Below are 14,332 nucleotides of genomic sequence, written 5' to 3' on the forward strand. Positions count from 1 at the left end.
GGGGGGGGGGGTGGATAACAGCTTTTGGGTGTGGGGGGGGGGGGGGGGGGGTTATTATTCCCCCCCGCCCTATAAAATCCGGGCCGGCCCCCCCCCCCGGGGGGGGGGGGGGGGCACCGCCGCGATCAGCCCCCACCCACCCGCAACCGAAAGGCTGACAGGGACGGGCAGGGGCGGAGGGGGCGAAAGAACTCACCCCCACCCCAGCTAGGGGCGCAGCGCTCGCAGCAGCAGGTCCGCCAGGTGGTCGGCGACCTGCTGGGGAGTGAGCGGGCCGTCGGGGCGGTACCACGTCGACAGGTGGTGCACGGAGCCGAAGTGGTAGTCGACGACCAGGTCGGCGGGGGTCGCCGTGGAGAAGACGCCCTTCTTCTGGCCCTCTTCCACGAGCGCTCGGAACCGCTCGTGGTAGCGGCGCCGCTCCGCACGCACCTGCTTGTCCTTCTCGGGGCTGAGGTGATGCATCGAGCGGAAGAAGATCGACGCGTCGTCGAGGTTGTCGATCGTGGTGACGACGACGTCGGCCGCGGCACCGCGCAACCGCTCCTCGACCGGCGCGTCGGCGTCCGCGAAAGCGTCCAGGCGCTCCTGCTGGATACGCAGCACGCGCGCGTACACCTCGTGCAGGAGGTCGTCCTTGGAGCCGAAGTAGTGGTAGAGCGCCCCCTTGGTGACACCCGCCGCCTCGACGATCTCCTGCACGGAGGTGCGGTCGTAGCCCTGCTCCGCGAAGAGCCGGGTGGCGGCGGCCAAGAGCCGCTGCGGGACGGGCGTACCGTCACCGTCCGTCGTCCTGGGCACTGCCGCCACCTGCCTTCCAAGCGTTGTCGTCCGAAACACTCCAGTGAGTCCTGGTGCGTTTCGATGCGTTCCCGAGCGTTTTACCGGGTCTCCGCGGACCGGGAACGAAGTTCCCGACGGAGGATCTTCCCACTCGCCGTCTTAGGCAAGTCGGGCAGGATCTCCACCTGCCGCGGATATTTGTAGGCGGCCAGTCTCTCCTTGCAGTACGCGGCGAGCGCGTCGGGGTCCTCTTCGGCCCCGGGGCGCAGGCTGATGTACGCCTTGACAGTCTCTCCGCGGTAGCCGTCGGGTATCCCGACCACGGCCGCCTCACGGACCGCGGGGTGCGTGTAGAGGACGTCCTCGACCTCGCGCGGCCACACCTTGAAGCCGGACGCGTTGATCATGTCCTTCTTCCGGTCGACCACGTAGAGCCAGCCGTCGGAGTCCATGAAACCGATGTCGCCGGTACGCAGCTCGCCGTCCGGGAAGGTCTCGGCGGTGGCTTCCGGGCGGCGCCAGTAGCCGGGCACCACCTGTGGCCCGCGTACGAGGATCTCGCCCTGCTCCCCGAACGGCACCTCCTGGCCCTGCTCGTCGACGATGCGTACGACCGTGTCCGGGCCCGGTACGCCGACGGCCAGCGTCCCCGAGACCGGGTCGACGGGAGCCTCCCGGCCCGGGGGCACGGAGGCGCAGGGCGCGGTGCACTCGGTGAGCCCGTATCCGTTGCGGATGTACGGACCGAAACCGGCCCGGAATTTCTCCACCAGGGCCGGCGGCAGCGGGGCTCCGCCGGAGGAGATGATCACGAAGGAGGAGAAGTGGTCCGGCGTGACCGCCGGGTGCGCGGCCAGCGCCATGAAGGCGGTCGACGGGCCCACCGTGTACGCGGGCCGATGCTCGGCGAACGCGTCGAGGACGACCCCCGCCTCGAAGCGGTACGCGAGGACCAACGTGCCCGAGCTGTTGAGGCAGGCGACGAGCTGGCAGACCATCCCGGTGATGTGGAACAGCGGCGCCATCGCGAAGTAGACGGGAGCCTCGGGCAGCCCCAGGCCCGTCCGCTGCCGCTCGGCGTTGTACATGATGTTGCCGTGCGCGTTGGTGGCCCCCTTGGGGGTTCCGCTCGTGCCGGAGGTGTAGCTGATCAGCGCGATGTCGGAGGGTCCGAGGTCGCGGCCCTCGGGGGCCTTGTGGCCCTGCCGCGCGACGGCCACGAGGTCGTCGGTGCCCTCCGCGACCGGCAGCCGCTCGAAGCTCAGTACGCGCGCGTCGTTGCGGGCCTGGAGATCCAGCTCACACGCCGTCAGCACGATGCGTACGGGTGAGTCGGCGGCCGTTTCGCGCAGATACGACTCCCATGCGCGGTCCGAGCACACCAGGGCGCTCACTTCCGCGTCGTGGAGTACGTGCCGGACCTCGCCCGACTTGTACATCGGGTTGACGGGCACGACCGTCGCGCCGGCCTTCCAGGCACCGAGCAGGGCCAGCACGAAGTGCGGGGAGTTCTGCAGCAGGATCGCGACCCGGTCGCCGCGCTCCAGGCCGCGGGCGGCGAGGTGCCCGGCGATCGAGTCGCTCAGCTCGTCCACCTCGCGGTAGCTCAGCCGCCCGTCGAAGTAGGCGAGCGCGGTGCGGTCCGGGGTGCGCCTCACGACCTCTCCGAGGGCGTGCACCAGGGTGTCGGCGGGGCTCACCGGGCCCCGCTGGGCGTCATTGAGCAGGGCCACCCAGGGCCGCTCGGCGTAGGTGGTCACCGGCCCGCCTCCCACTTCTGCTGGATGTGGTTCATGTTGGTCAGCCAGCGGTCGGGCTCCGCGGCCCGCAGCTGGTAGTACCCGGCCACCTCGGGGTGCGGCAGGATCAGGAAGCGATCCTCCTCCATCCCCTTGAAGAGCGCGTCGGCGACGTCCTCGGGCTCGATGGCGGTCGGCTGCAGGACGAGGTCGCCCGCGCTGCCGGTGGCGTCGAGCATGTCGGTGCGCACGCCCTGCGGACAGATCGCGTGCACCTTGAGGCCCCGGTGGCGGTACGTCAGCGACAGCCACTCGGCGAAGGCGTACGCGCCGTGCTTGGTGACGCTGTAGGGCGCGGCGCCGATCATGGTGAGCAGTCCGGCGGCCGAGACCGTGGAGACGAAGCGGCCGCTACCGCGCTCCAGCCAGGCCGGGAGCAGTTCCTGGGCCGCGCGGACGTGCGCCATCACATTGACGTCCCAGGCGAGCGCCCAGACGTTCTCGCCGACCGCCTCCGAGCCGCCGGAGGCGACGCCGGCGTTGGCGCAGTACACGTCGACCGTGCCGCCGAGGGCTTCCCGGGCCTCGTCCACGATCGTGGACGCGTCGCCCGGGACCGCGATGCCGCCGATCTCGTCGGCCACGGCCTTGGCCTTGGCGGCGTCCAGGTCATTGACGACGACCCTGGCCCCCTCGGCCGCGAAGCGACGGGCCAGCGCGGCCCCGATACCGCCCCCCGCTCCGGTGACGACCACTCCGGCATCCTGCACGGCTTCCACCATCGGTCTCCTTCGACGCGACGCGAATCGGCTCTGCTGCGACGCCAGACTAACCAGTCGGTATGTAACTAGGGAAGGGTGACCGTGCCCATAGCGGGAGCGCCCCGCGGGGGCACGGAGAACCGCGCGACAAGCCACGACCGACGCGCAGCCTACGAACTTCCACCGGGAGCGCCTAGCGTGCCTATGCCAACGTTCCGCGATCACGGAGGTCACACCATGCGCATGTCGAGACGCACGCTGCTCGCCGCGGGCACCGCCGCAGCGGCACTGACACCGCTGGCGGCGAAGGTGGCCGAGCAAGGCGGCCACAGCCTGCGCACCGGCTTCGAGCGCCTCCAGGCGGACGGCTACGCCACACTCCAGGGCCGACGGCTCGGCATCGTCACGAACCCCACGGGCATCACCAGAGACGTACGCCACATCGTCGACGTCATGCACGCCGACGACCGCGTGAACCTGGTCGCCGTCTTCGGCCCCGAGCACGGCTTCCGCGGCACCGCGCAGGCGGGCGGCTCGGAGGGCCGCTACGACGACCCGGCGACCGGGCTGCCCGTCTACGACACGTACCTCAAGAACGGCCGGCCGCTGGCCGACATCTTCACCGCCTCCGGCGTGGACACCGTCGTCTTCGACATCCAGGACGTGGGCGCGCGCTTCTATACGTACATCTGGACGCTGTACGACTGCATGGAGGCGGCCCAGCTCGCGGGCAAGCACTTCGTGGTGCTCGACCGGCCGAACCCGGTGACCGGGCGGGCGGCCCAAGGACCCGTTCTGCACAAGGAGTTCGCGACCTTCGTCGGGCGGCAGCCGATCGCGCAGGCGCACGGGATGACGGTGGCGGAGCTGGCGCGGCTGTTCAACGAGGAGTTCCTGGCGGCGCCGGTGGCGCTGGACACCGTACTGATGTCGGGCTGGAAGCGCTCGGACTTCTACGACGCCTCCGGGCTCCCCTGGGTGCCGCCCAGCCCGAACATGCCGACGGCGGACACCGCCCTGGTGTACTCGGGGACCTGCCTCTTCGAGGGGACGAATCTGTCCGAGGGGCGCGGCACCACCCGCCCGTTCGAGCTGCTCGGCGCGGACGGCATCGATGGACGCTGGGCCCTCGAAGCCGGTCGACTCGGCCTCCCCGGCGTGCACTTCAGGGAGGCGTACTTCGCTCCCACCTTCTCCAAGTTCCAGGGCAAGACCATCGGGGGCGTGCAGATCCATGTGCACGACCGGGCGGCGTACGACCCCGTACGCACCGGCATCGCCCTCCTCGTGACCGCCAAGAAGGTCTGGAGCGGCTTCACTTGGCGCTCCGACAACTGGATCGACAAGCTGACCGGCTCGACGCTGGTGCGCACGATGATCGACGCGGGCGCGACGGTCGACGAGATCGTGGCGGCCTGGCAGGACGAACTGAAGGCATTCCAGCGCGTACGGAAGGACTACCTCCTCTACGGATGAGGTACGGATGAGTCGTGACGTATGGCCAACCTTCGCCCCTGGTAGGACGATGCGCCCAGATCGCACCGCCCGCGGGGGACGAGGGGGCTTGTCATGGCCGATCCGGCAGTGAGTGTTTCTCCTTACTGGGAGCTCACCTTCGACGCGGACGGGGACGTCGACGGCCGGGAACGGGACCGGCTGCTGCGGGAGGTACCGCAGCGCAAGGTCCGTGACCTGGTCGTCTTCGCGCACGGCTGGAACAACGACCGCTCGGGCGCCACCCGGCTCTACAGCCACTTCTTCGAGCCCGTCCCCGGGCTCGCGCCGACCGCGCGCCTGGGATACGTGGGAGTGGTGTGGCCCTCGATGCGGTTCTCGGACGAGCCGATCCCCGACTTCCCGGCGTCGGTGGCCGCCGACATCGCTCCGACCGCGCGGCCCGTCCTCGACAAGAACACCCGGCACGCGCTTCTGGAGGTGTTCCCGGGCCGTGCGACGGTGGTCGAGCAGATCGCCCGGCTGCTGGACCAACAGCCCGACGAGGGCGCCTCGCTGGAGGAGTTCGGACGTCTCGTACGGCTGCTCGTCGAGGTCCGGCCGCAGGGGCCGCAGGCCGCCTTCACCGCGGACACGCTGGCGGAGGGAGTTCCGGAGAGCGACCCCGAGATGCTCTTCGGGGACACGGCGACGGTCTGCGGCGAGTTCGCGCAGGCACTGGCGGAGGCCGAGTCTCCCGGCGCCGCCTCGTTCGCGCTGCCACGGCTGTGGGACGGCGCGCACGAACTGCTCCGCCAGGCCACGTACTACGCGATGAAACGGCGCGCCGGCACGGTCGGTGAGCGCGGGCTCGGGCGCGCGATCGGACAACTCGCCAAGGCGGCGCCCGATGTGCGCGTGCATCTCGTCGGACACAGTTTCGGCGGGCGCCTTGTCTCCTTCGCGCTGCGCGGTCTGCCCGAGGGGGTACACACGGTGAAGTCGGTGACGCTGCTCCAAGGGGCGTTCTCGCACTACGCGTTCGCGGCGCGGCTACCCCATGACGCACGGTCGAGCGGTGTGCTGGACGGCCAGCAGAACCGCATCGACGGTCCCCTGGTGTGCTGCTACTCCCACTTCGACTCGGCGCTCGGCACGATCTATCCGCTGGCCTCGCGGATGGCGGGCGACTCCCGGACGGTCGCCGCGGGCTTCGACATCGGCCGCGCCCTGGGCGCCCAGTGGGGCGCGATGGGCCACGACGGGGTGCAGGCGGTGGCGGGCACGAAGTCGTACACGCTGGCCGACGCCCTCAGTACACGGCTGCCCACGTCGGGGTGCGTGAACATCGACGCCGCAGCGGTGGTCCGGCACGGCGGTCCCCCGTCCGGGGCGCACAGCGACATCTGCCACCGGGAACTGGCGCGGGTGGTGCTGGCGGCGGGCCGTATTCAGTGACCCGCCGCCCAGCGACGTTGGCCAACCGGTGTTGACCCACCACCGTTGGCCGGCCCGCGTAGGCCATCCGGCGTTGCCCGCCGGGCATTGCCCAATCGACGTCCGAACCTGCGTAGGCCAACTCACGTTGACCAACAGGCGTTGACCAACAGGCGTTGACCAACGGACGTGGGCCAACGGACGCCAGCCAACCACGTGGGCCAACGGACGTGGGCGAAACGCCCGTTGGCCAACACCCGTGGGCGTCGTCACCGATGCGACGTGTACTCCACCACCTGCTGATAGGTCGGCCGGTTCTGCCAGCTGATCTTGCCGTGCTTGATGCCGCCGAGCGTCCGCTGGACGATCGAGTCGGCGCACCACTGGTCGCCCGCCGAGCACTGGTCGTCACCGGGGTAGACGTCGGACGCGGTCTTGCCGGCCGCCTCCTTGAGCGTGCTGATCAGGGTGTCCCGGCAGGCGCTGAGGCTGCCGCCGCCGCAGTACTTCTGCGAGAGACCGCCCTGCACCGACTCCCCGAGGACCGCCCGGATGTCCTTGTCGACATAGCTCCACCAGCCGTACTGGAAGGAGCTTCCGGCGTGCGAGCCGGTCGGGCCGTGCGCCGCCGACGGTGACTCGTCGATGGGGAGGTTGTTGCCGAACGCGGTGTACAGGTCGCTGCCGAGCCCCGGCTCGAACTCCGCCTTCACCAGCAGCGGCCACCAGGCGTCCAGGATGCGGATCGCGTCGGCGTCGGCATAGGTGTGGGATCCGGACGACGTCTCCGTCCGCTTCGCACCCGCCGTCACCCACGCGGACAGCTTGCTGACGGCCGCCGCGGCCGTCGAGTCCGTCACCGTCGAGCTGTTGACGACCTTCAGCAGGTCAGGCAACACGTCCTCGGCCCGCAGATCGGCGAGCGCCGCGTCGGCCATGGCCTTCACCAGCGAGGACCTGGTGACACCGCCCGCCGCGACCAGTTTCTTCACCCGGTCTTCGAGCAGGTTGCCGCGGTGGACCGAGCCATCACCCCAGGAGGCCGTCGTGTAGCCCTTGGCCTGCTTGTTGTTCCAGGAGATGTAGTAGTCCTGGTCGATGGAGTTGGGGTGAGCGGAGGCCGCCGTGTAGTCGGCGGTGTTCGTCGTGGGGTTCCAGTTCTTCCACTCGTACGCCGACCGCGCCCACACCGGGAACTCGGCGTCGACACCGGTGGCCCGCACCGGGTTGTCGCCGCTGTTGTAGTACGCGGTGTGCGAGGAGTCGGCGTAGAACCAGTTGAACGTGTAGTTGATGTGCTGCACCGCGCTCTGGAAGGTGGCCGGGTTCTTGACGTAGTCCGGGTCGTTGAGCATCTGGAAGCCGATGATCGAGTCGGCCTCGTGCAGGAAGGAGGAACGCAGGGTGGTGTACGCGACCTTCTTGCCACCTATGGTCGCGCGGTACTCCACCGGGCCGTACTTGGTGCGGTAGACCTGCATCCGGTACGAGCCCGCGGCGGTGCCGTCGGCGACGGTCGGCTTCCACGAGTTGGTCTGCTCGACCTTGTCCATGGCCGTGCAGGTGCCGTGGTACAGGTAGTGGTAATCGTCCTGGCACAGCTCGACGGCGTAGGTGTCGATGATGTCCTGGCCGGAGGTCGTCGCGCTCCAGGAGTAGTCCTGGCCGCGGCCGAGTTCGACGTACATGCTCAGACCCGCGAAGGAGGCGCCACGAGCGCTGATGCCCGGGCCCTGGATCTCCTGGAGCATGAGCAGTTGTGGCGCGAAGTAGCCGGTCTGCGGGCCGAAGACGGCGATCGGGTGGCCGCCGGCCGTGTGCTTGCCGCTCACCACGAGGGCGTTGGACATACCGCGCTTGGCCGAGGTGAGGGACGTGGTGGCCGCCGTGGCCGAGGCGCTGGTGGCGGTGGAGGTGGCGGCGCTGCCCGTACGGTCGTAGACCAGCTGCTCCTGGGTCACCGAACCGGCGTCGGGCAGGGCCTCGCCCTGCGGGGAGTCGGGCTTCGCGGCGTACGGGAAGCTCTCGCCGTTGTGGACGGTGAGGACCGCTTCGGGGTCGTTGCGCTCGCGGAAGGACTCCCAGATCTTGGTGCCCTCGGTCACGCCGTACTTGGACTGGGCGGCGAGCAGCGAGAGGGCGTTGTTGACCTCGCCGCCGCCTCCGGAGCCGAAGAGGGCGCCGATGACGGAGGCCAGCGCGACCAGGTCGGTGAGCTTGAAGTGGTCGATGGTGCCGGCGTTGGTGACGGAGTCCTTGTGGCCGGTCAGGACGTACTCGCCGGGGAAGTAGCGACCGCCGTCGGAGGCGTCGATGTAGGCGTTGATGCCGTCGAGGTAGGCGTTGGCGTCGGCGAGCGCCTGCTGCCCGCGCTCGCCGTTGCCGGCGATGGCGTTGTCGATCTGGGCCTGCAGATCGGCCTCGGTGTAGGGCGCGTTGCGCCAGAACTCCTGCTCGAGGCCCTGGTTGGACGCCGCGCCGCCCGCGAAGGTGGTCAGCTGGCCGCGTCCGACGTGCCGGAAGACGTCCATCAGCCACAGCCGGTCCTGGGCGGCGGCGTACCCGGCGCCGTACTCCGTCCCGTAACGGGTGGTGCCCGTGATGTGCGGCACACCGGTCTTCTTGTCGCGGACGATCGTCACGTCGGTGCGCGGCTTCGTGGTCGAGGCGACCTGGTCCGAAGCGACCCCGAAGGACGCGTCGTTGAAGAAGGTGTTGATCTTCGCGTCGGTGAGCGTGGAGGCGCCGGAAGGCAGGTTCCCGTAGGGGGCGAGCTGGTCCTCGGCATGGTCCGGCTGGGTGCCGAAGGCCTGGTTGAGGAGGATCTGGGCGAGGGTCGCGTTGCCGTTCTCGCCGGGCGGGAGGATGTCCGAACACTGGCCGCCGCAGTAGTCGTTCGCGGCCGCCGTGGTCGACGTGTCGGCCGCCGCCGCCTGGGAAAGGGGCGACAAAAGACCGGCAATGAGGACGCATATGGATGCGGCCTTGAGGAACTTGGGGAATCTGCGGGGAGTTCTCAGTCTGTCGAGCGTGGTGCGTGGGGTGCGCCGTGGCATGGCAGCTCCTCCCGACGGGGGTGGGCCGGACGTTACCGCCGGTATCCCCGAGATTGAAGATGAACATGCGTCAGTTTTTGGGATTCATCGCGTCCGGACAGCGCCGTCGACAGGCGGCTGACAGCGGCAGGAGGTAGGCCGGGGGCAACTCGGCGGGTGGCTTATGGCGGTCATCGGAAAATGGATGGAGCCGAATCGCTTGTCGATACGTCTATTCGGCGACGTCCATACGACGACGACGCCGAAGTGACCGAAGTTCAGGTGCAGGTGTGACGGAGGTGCAGGGCGATGGCCGGTTTCCGGAGTCTGGCGAGACAGGTGCGAGATCCGAGGTGCGATCTGGCACTGCGGCGCTACTCACTGCGCAAGTGCCTTGAGAAGTTCGCCCCTTACGGGCATCGGGCGACCTGGGACCATCTGTGCTCCCGGGCCGGGTTCGGTCCCGAGGACCGGTCCCCCGATCCGGCGCGGCTCGTGGCCGCACTGGACGAGTTGGAGGAGGCCCGCTCCGTCTGGCTCGCCTACGAGGCCGAGTTCGCCCAGCGTCGCAAGAAGGAGAAGCACGACGGGCTGCGCAGCCCGGGCAGTGTGGACGACTGGCACCGGCTCACCTGGGGCGGCTTCGGGGTCGCGTGGTGCGACGACCCGAGGATCCACCCCCATGAACCACTGACCGAGGTGCTGCGCCGGCTGATCGCCGCGCTGGAGCGCGAGCCGGGCGCGGTCTGCCCGGTGTGCGCCTGGGAGCGCCTCACATGGAAGTACGACCTGGCCCACGAACCCTCGTCGGGTCCGGTGTGCGCACGGTGCGGAATCGTGGTGCCGCGCCCCGTTCTGACGCCCGAGGCGCTGGCGGAGGCCAGGCGCGGACGGATGCTCGTATCGGCGTGAGCACGACGGGGGTGCGCCGACGATGCCGCACCCCCGTGCGGGTGCCCGCGGCACCCTGACCCTGTACACCCACCCGCGCGGCCGTTCGTCCGGTCGCTCCCGCATGGTTGTCAGTGGCGCCTGGCACCATCGAGGCATGGTGCAGGTCTGTGTGAACGGAGCTCGCGGAGCGGCGGACGGCGCCGTCGTGCCGATGTCGCCCGCAGCGATGGCCCAGTCCGCGGCCGAGGCCGTCTCGGCCGGGGCGTCGGACATCCATGTCCATCCCAAGTCACCCTGTGGGCAGGACACCTTGTCGTCCAAGGCGGTCGCGGCGACTCTCGAGGCGATACGGGCGCGGGTGAGCGTCCCCGTCGGCGTGACCACCGGTGCGTGGGCCGAGTCGGATCCCGCCGCCCGCGTCGAGCGCGTGCGTTCCTGGACCGTCCTGCCCGACCACGCCTCGGTCAACTGGCATGAGCCGGGCGCCGAGGAGGTGGCGGCGGCGCTCCTCGACCGCGGGATCGGTGTGGAGGCGGGCGTCTGGTCCGACACCGAGGGCCCCGCGCGGTTCGCCGCGTCACCGCTCGCGCCCCGGGTGCTGCGGGTCCTGGCCGAGGTGATGGACACCTCCGCTGGGACGGCCCAGGAGTCGGCCCGAGCCCTCCTCGCCGACCTCGGCACACACCACGGCCGGCCCGTCCTGCTGCACGGCATGGAGGGCGGCACCTGGCCGGTGCTGCGACTCGCGGGGCGGCTGGGGCTCGCCACACGGATCGGCCTGGAGGACACCCTGGTCCTGCCGGGCGGGGAGCGGGCGATGTCCAACAGTGAGTTGGTGGCGGAGGGCTTGGTTCAGTACGAGGCGGCCCGGCGCTTGCCGTAGGAGCGGTCGACCACTTCGGCGCGGGCGGCCCGACGGTACCAGCCGCAAATCCACTCGCTCCAGCGCTTTCTCCTCCGGACAGTTGGGGGCGATGAAACCCAGCTGAGGAACCCGAGGAGTCCCGCCATGTCGACGCTGCGCGTCACCGCCGAAGTGCTGACCATCCATGAGCATCCGAACGCCGACGCGCTCGAACTGGCCCAGGTGGGCCTGTATCGAGCCGTCGTCGCCAAGGGCGCCTACCGCACCGGCGAGCGCGCCGTCTACATCCCGGAGCAGTCCGTGCTCCCGGCCGAGTTGATCGAGGAGCTGGGGCTGACCGGGCGCCTGGCGGGAAGCACATCGGACCGGGTCAGGGCCGTACGACTGCGCGGTGAGCTGTCGCAGGGGATCGTGTGCCGCCCGAAGGCACTGGCGGACGTCGACCTGGCGAAGGCCGCCGAGGAGGGGACCGACTTCGCCGAGATGCTCGGCATCGTCAAGTGGGTGGCGCCGATCCCGCCGACGATGGACGGCGAGGTCGAGTCCGCGCCCGATCTGCTGCCCTGGGTCGACATCGAGAACATCCAGCGGTACCCGGACATCTTCACCCCGGGCGAGCCCGTCGTCCTCACCGAGAAACTGCACGGTTCGGCCTGCCTGCTGACCTATGTCGCCGACGAGGGCCGCGCGCACGTCTCGTCGAAGGGCTTCGGCGCCAAGTCCCTGGCGCTGAGGGAGGACCCGCGCAATCTGTACTGGCGCGCCGTCCATGGCCACGGGGTCGCGGAGGCCGCGGCCCGGCTCGCCGAGCGGCTGGGCGCGCGCCGGGTCGGCGTCTTCGGCGAGGTGTACGGGGCGGGCGTACAGGACCTGTCGTACGGCGCAGACGGCCGCCGCGAGACGATCGGTTACGCCGTGTTCGACGTGTCCGCGGAGATCGACGGCGAGGTCCGCTGGCTGGACGCGGCGGCCCTGCTGGACGGTGAACTCCCGCTGGTGCCACGGCTGTACGAGGGCCCGTACGACATCGGGCACGTCCTGGAGGTCGCCTCGGGCCGGGAGACCGTGTCCGGGCGCGAGCTGCATCTGCGCGAGGGCGTCGTGATCCGTCCTGCCATCGAGCGGTACAGCCCGGTCACGGGCGGCCGGGCGATTGCGAAGGCGGTCAGCCCGGCGTATCTGACGCGCAAGGGCGGCACGGAGTACGAGTAGACGGTGGGCGTACGGAGCCTGTGGGGCTCCGTACGCGCGCGGTCACCGTGTCACCGTGCGGGGCCCGCCACGGCGGTCAGCGGGCGTCCTCGGGCTCCCGCTGCCTCTCCTGCTGGCTTCGCTGGGCGCCGGGGCGTTCCACCAGGAGCCGGGAGCCGGTCAAGCGCTCACCGAAGACGTCGTCCGGGTTGGAGAGCACACAGTTCTCCAACGACAGACAGCCGCAGCCGATGCAGTCCGTGAGGTGGTCCCGCAGCCGGCTCAGCTGATTGATGCGCTCGTCGAGCTCCGAGCGCCAGGCCTCCGAGAGCCGGGCCCAGTCCTCCCGCGTCGGGGTGCGCTCCTCGGGGAGTTCGGCGAGGGCCTCACGGATGGTGGCGAGCGGGATGCCGACGCGTTGCGCGGCGCGCACGAAGGCGACGCGGCGCAGCGCGTCCCGGTGGTAGCGGCGCTGGTTTCCTGTGGTGCGGCGGCTGCTGATCAGGCCCTTGGACTCATAGAAGTGCAGGGCGGAGACGGCGGCGCCGCTGCGGGCCGACAGCTGGCCGACCGTGAGTTCGTGGATCTTCTCGGGAATCTGGGGCACCCCTCGAACCTAACCCACCTCGGCACACCTGCGGTGCGTTGACAGAAGCCCCTCACCCGAGCATGCTAAGCAGTCGCTTAGACATTGCGACGCGGGAGGCCAGGGACATGGCAGAGCCGAAGATCTTCACGTCCGCCGACGAACTGAAGGCGGCTGTGGGCGAACAGTTGGGTCACAGCGACTGGCTGGAGGTCGACCAGAAGCGGATCGACCTGTTCGCGGACGCCACGGGCGACCACCAGTGGATCCATGTGGACCCGGAGAAGGCGGCCGCGGGCCCCTTCGGCACGACCATCGCGCACGGCTATCTCACGCTGTCGCTGCTGCCCGCACTGGTGCCGCAGGTGATGCGCGTCGAGGGTATGAAGATGGGCGTCAACTACGGTTCGAACAAGGTGCGTTTCCCCGCGCCGGTACCGGTGGGGTCCCGGCTGCGCGCGACCGCGGTCCTCCAGGAGGTCACCGAGGTCGGCGGCGGAGTCCAGGTCACGGCTGCGGTGACCGTGGAGCGCGAGGGCGGGGACAAGCCGGTGTGCGTGGCCGAGTCGGTGTCTCGGTACTACTTCTGAGAGCGGCGCCCACAACTGCGGGCCGTCCACGGACGGCCCGCCGTCCGCGGCTGGTCGCGCAACTCCCCGTGCCCCCTACGGGGCACGGTCACTTCTTGGCCCCGACCATCCGCAGGACCAGGTCGGCGTAGAGCGCGCCGACCTCGTCCGGGGTCCGGCGTCCATTGACGTTGAACCAGCGGGCCACGTCGATGCAGAGGGAGAGGATGGCCAGCGTGGTGCCGGGAATGTCCGGGACATCGAAGTCGCCCGCGGCCACACCCTCCTCGATGATGCCCCGCACCTCGGCGTCGACCTGGCGGCGCAGGCCGATGATCTCGGCGCGGGCATCCGGGCCGAGCGAGTCCAGTTCGTACTGCACGACCCGTGCGGTGGTGCGGCCGCCCGCGTGCCACCGAACGAAGGAGCTCACGGCGTCCGCGAGGCGCTCGGTCGCCGTGCCCTCGCCCTGGGCGGCGGTCTGCAGGATGTCGAGGGCCTTCTCGTGGCCGATCCTGCTGATGCGGTGGAGCAGCTCTTCCTTGGTCTTGTAGTGGATGTAGAGCGCGGCCGGGCTCATGCCCGCGCGGCCCGCGATGTCCCGGGTCGTCGTCGCGTGGTACCCACGTTCGGCGAAGGCCTCCACGGCGGCGACGAGCAGCCGTCGGGCCGCGTCCGGGGTGACCTCGGCCCACGGCTGCACCTCGGCGCCGGCCGTCTCCTCCGCCGTACTCATCGCTGTCCGCCCCTTCTCCACTGCCAGGGTGAACACCATACCCCTGAACCTGAGCGAGCGCTTAGTGTCCCCGTTCAGCGCACCGCTTCCTGGCGGTCCCTGATCACCTTGGCCAACGTGAAGGACGAGGTCACCAGATAGAGGACGGCGACACCCAGGAAGGAGCGTACCCAGGCGTCGGCCTCCAGCTTGAAGATGCCGATGGCGGTCGCGACGATGGCGACGGAGAACGAGGCGACCGCCTGGCCGTAGAAGGCCGCGGTCGACTGCTGCTTGACCGGTGTCCCATTCATGTTCATGCG

Annotated in this window: 12 protein-coding genes and 1 pseudogene; 6 read left to right on the forward strand and 7 right to left on the reverse strand. The window is 70.0% G+C overall.

Annotation, left to right across the window (positions count from 1 at the left end):
- Positions 1-207: 207 nt before the first annotated feature.
- The 3 genes from ACIBK0_RS34820 to ACIBK0_RS34830 form a co-directional block, all read right to left on the reverse strand.
- Entirely contained in the window at positions 208-801 is a 594-nt protein-coding gene (locus tag ACIBK0_RS34820; protein ID WP_327427538.1) for a TetR/AcrR family transcriptional regulator, read from the reverse strand.
- A gap of 80 nt (positions 802-881) precedes the next feature.
- Positions 882-2,543, reverse strand: a complete 1,662-nt coding sequence (locus ACIBK0_RS34825; protein WP_399088659.1) for a class I adenylate-forming enzyme family protein — start codon at positions 2,541-2,543, stop codon at positions 882-884.
- Positions 2,540-3,304, reverse strand: coding sequence for an SDR family oxidoreductase (locus ACIBK0_RS34830; RefSeq protein WP_399088661.1), 765 nt, complete (start codon positions 3,302-3,304; stop codon positions 2,540-2,542). The genes ACIBK0_RS34825 and ACIBK0_RS34830 overlap by 4 nt, the downstream gene beginning before the upstream one ends.
- Before the next feature lie 216 nt (positions 3,305-3,520).
- Here ACIBK0_RS34830 and ACIBK0_RS34835 point away from each other — a divergent pair, with 216 nt between their 5' ends.
- Both ACIBK0_RS34835 and ACIBK0_RS34840 read left to right on the forward strand, forming a co-directional pair.
- Complete coding sequence (locus ACIBK0_RS34835; protein WP_399088663.1) at positions 3,521-4,759, forward strand: exo-beta-N-acetylmuramidase NamZ domain-containing protein; 1,239 nt, start codon at positions 3,521-3,523, stop codon at positions 4,757-4,759.
- Positions 4,760-4,852: 93 nt separating this feature from the next.
- Positions 4,853-6,175: a serine-threonine protein kinase gene (locus ACIBK0_RS34840; RefSeq protein WP_399088665.1), complete on the forward strand. Its 1,323-nt coding sequence runs from the start codon at positions 4,853-4,855 to the stop codon at positions 6,173-6,175.
- Positions 6,176-6,423: 248 nt separating this feature from the next.
- Here ACIBK0_RS34840 and ACIBK0_RS34845 read toward each other — a convergent pair whose 3' ends face one another.
- Complete coding sequence (locus tag ACIBK0_RS34845; RefSeq protein ID WP_399088668.1) at positions 6,424-9,210, reverse strand: penicillin acylase family protein; 2,787 nt, start codon at positions 9,208-9,210, stop codon at positions 6,424-6,426.
- Positions 9,211-9,498: 288 nt separating this feature from the next.
- Between ACIBK0_RS34845 and ACIBK0_RS34850 the strand changes: the two genes are divergently transcribed.
- The 3 genes from ACIBK0_RS34850 (at position 9,499) to ACIBK0_RS34860 (ending at position 12,160) form a co-directional block, all read left to right on the forward strand.
- A complete protein-coding gene (locus ACIBK0_RS34850; RefSeq protein WP_399088670.1) occupies positions 9,499-10,101 on the forward strand; it encodes a hypothetical protein in 603 nt (200 codons plus the stop codon).
- Positions 10,102-10,237: 136 nt separating this feature from the next.
- The gene (locus ACIBK0_RS34855) at positions 10,238-10,966 is read left to right on the forward strand and encodes a 3-keto-5-aminohexanoate cleavage protein (RefSeq protein WP_399088672.1); all 729 of its coding nucleotides are present in this window, start codon (positions 10,238-10,240) and stop codon (positions 10,964-10,966) included.
- A 126-nt stretch (positions 10,967-11,092) separates the two neighbouring features.
- Positions 11,093-12,160: an RNA ligase (ATP) gene (locus ACIBK0_RS34860; RefSeq protein ID WP_399088674.1), complete on the forward strand. Its 1,068-nt coding sequence runs from the start codon at positions 11,093-11,095 to the stop codon at positions 12,158-12,160.
- Positions 12,161-12,236: 76 nt separating this feature from the next.
- Here ACIBK0_RS34860 and soxR read toward each other — a convergent pair whose 3' ends face one another.
- Positions 12,237-12,746 carry a redox-sensitive transcriptional activator SoxR gene (gene soxR / locus ACIBK0_RS34865; protein WP_399088676.1) on the reverse strand — a complete coding sequence of 170 codons (510 nt, stop codon included), beginning with the start codon at positions 12,744-12,746 and terminating at the stop codon, positions 12,237-12,239.
- A gap of 107 nt (positions 12,747-12,853) precedes the next feature.
- On the opposite strand from soxR, the gene ACIBK0_RS34870 reads away from it, so the two are divergent.
- A complete protein-coding gene (locus tag ACIBK0_RS34870) occupies positions 12,854-13,315 on the forward strand; it encodes a MaoC family dehydratase (protein ID WP_399088678.1) in 462 nt (153 codons plus the stop codon).
- A gap of 88 nt (positions 13,316-13,403) precedes the next feature.
- On the opposite strand, the gene ACIBK0_RS34875 is transcribed toward ACIBK0_RS34870, so the two are convergent.
- Together ACIBK0_RS34875 and ACIBK0_RS34880 are read right to left on the reverse strand one after the other, a co-directional pair.
- Complete coding sequence (locus ACIBK0_RS34875) at positions 13,404-14,030, reverse strand: TetR/AcrR family transcriptional regulator (RefSeq protein WP_399088903.1); 627 nt, start codon at positions 14,028-14,030, stop codon at positions 13,404-13,406.
- Between the two features lie 83 nt (positions 14,031-14,113).
- Positions 14,114-14,323: pseudogene (locus tag ACIBK0_RS34880) on the reverse strand (YiaA/YiaB family inner membrane protein); the annotation flags it as partial.
- Positions 14,324-14,332: the final 9 nt, after the last annotated feature.

This window comes from Streptomyces sp. NPDC050564 (assembly GCF_044457265.1).
GTDB lineage: Bacteria > Actinomycetota > Actinomycetes > Streptomycetales > Streptomycetaceae > Streptomyces.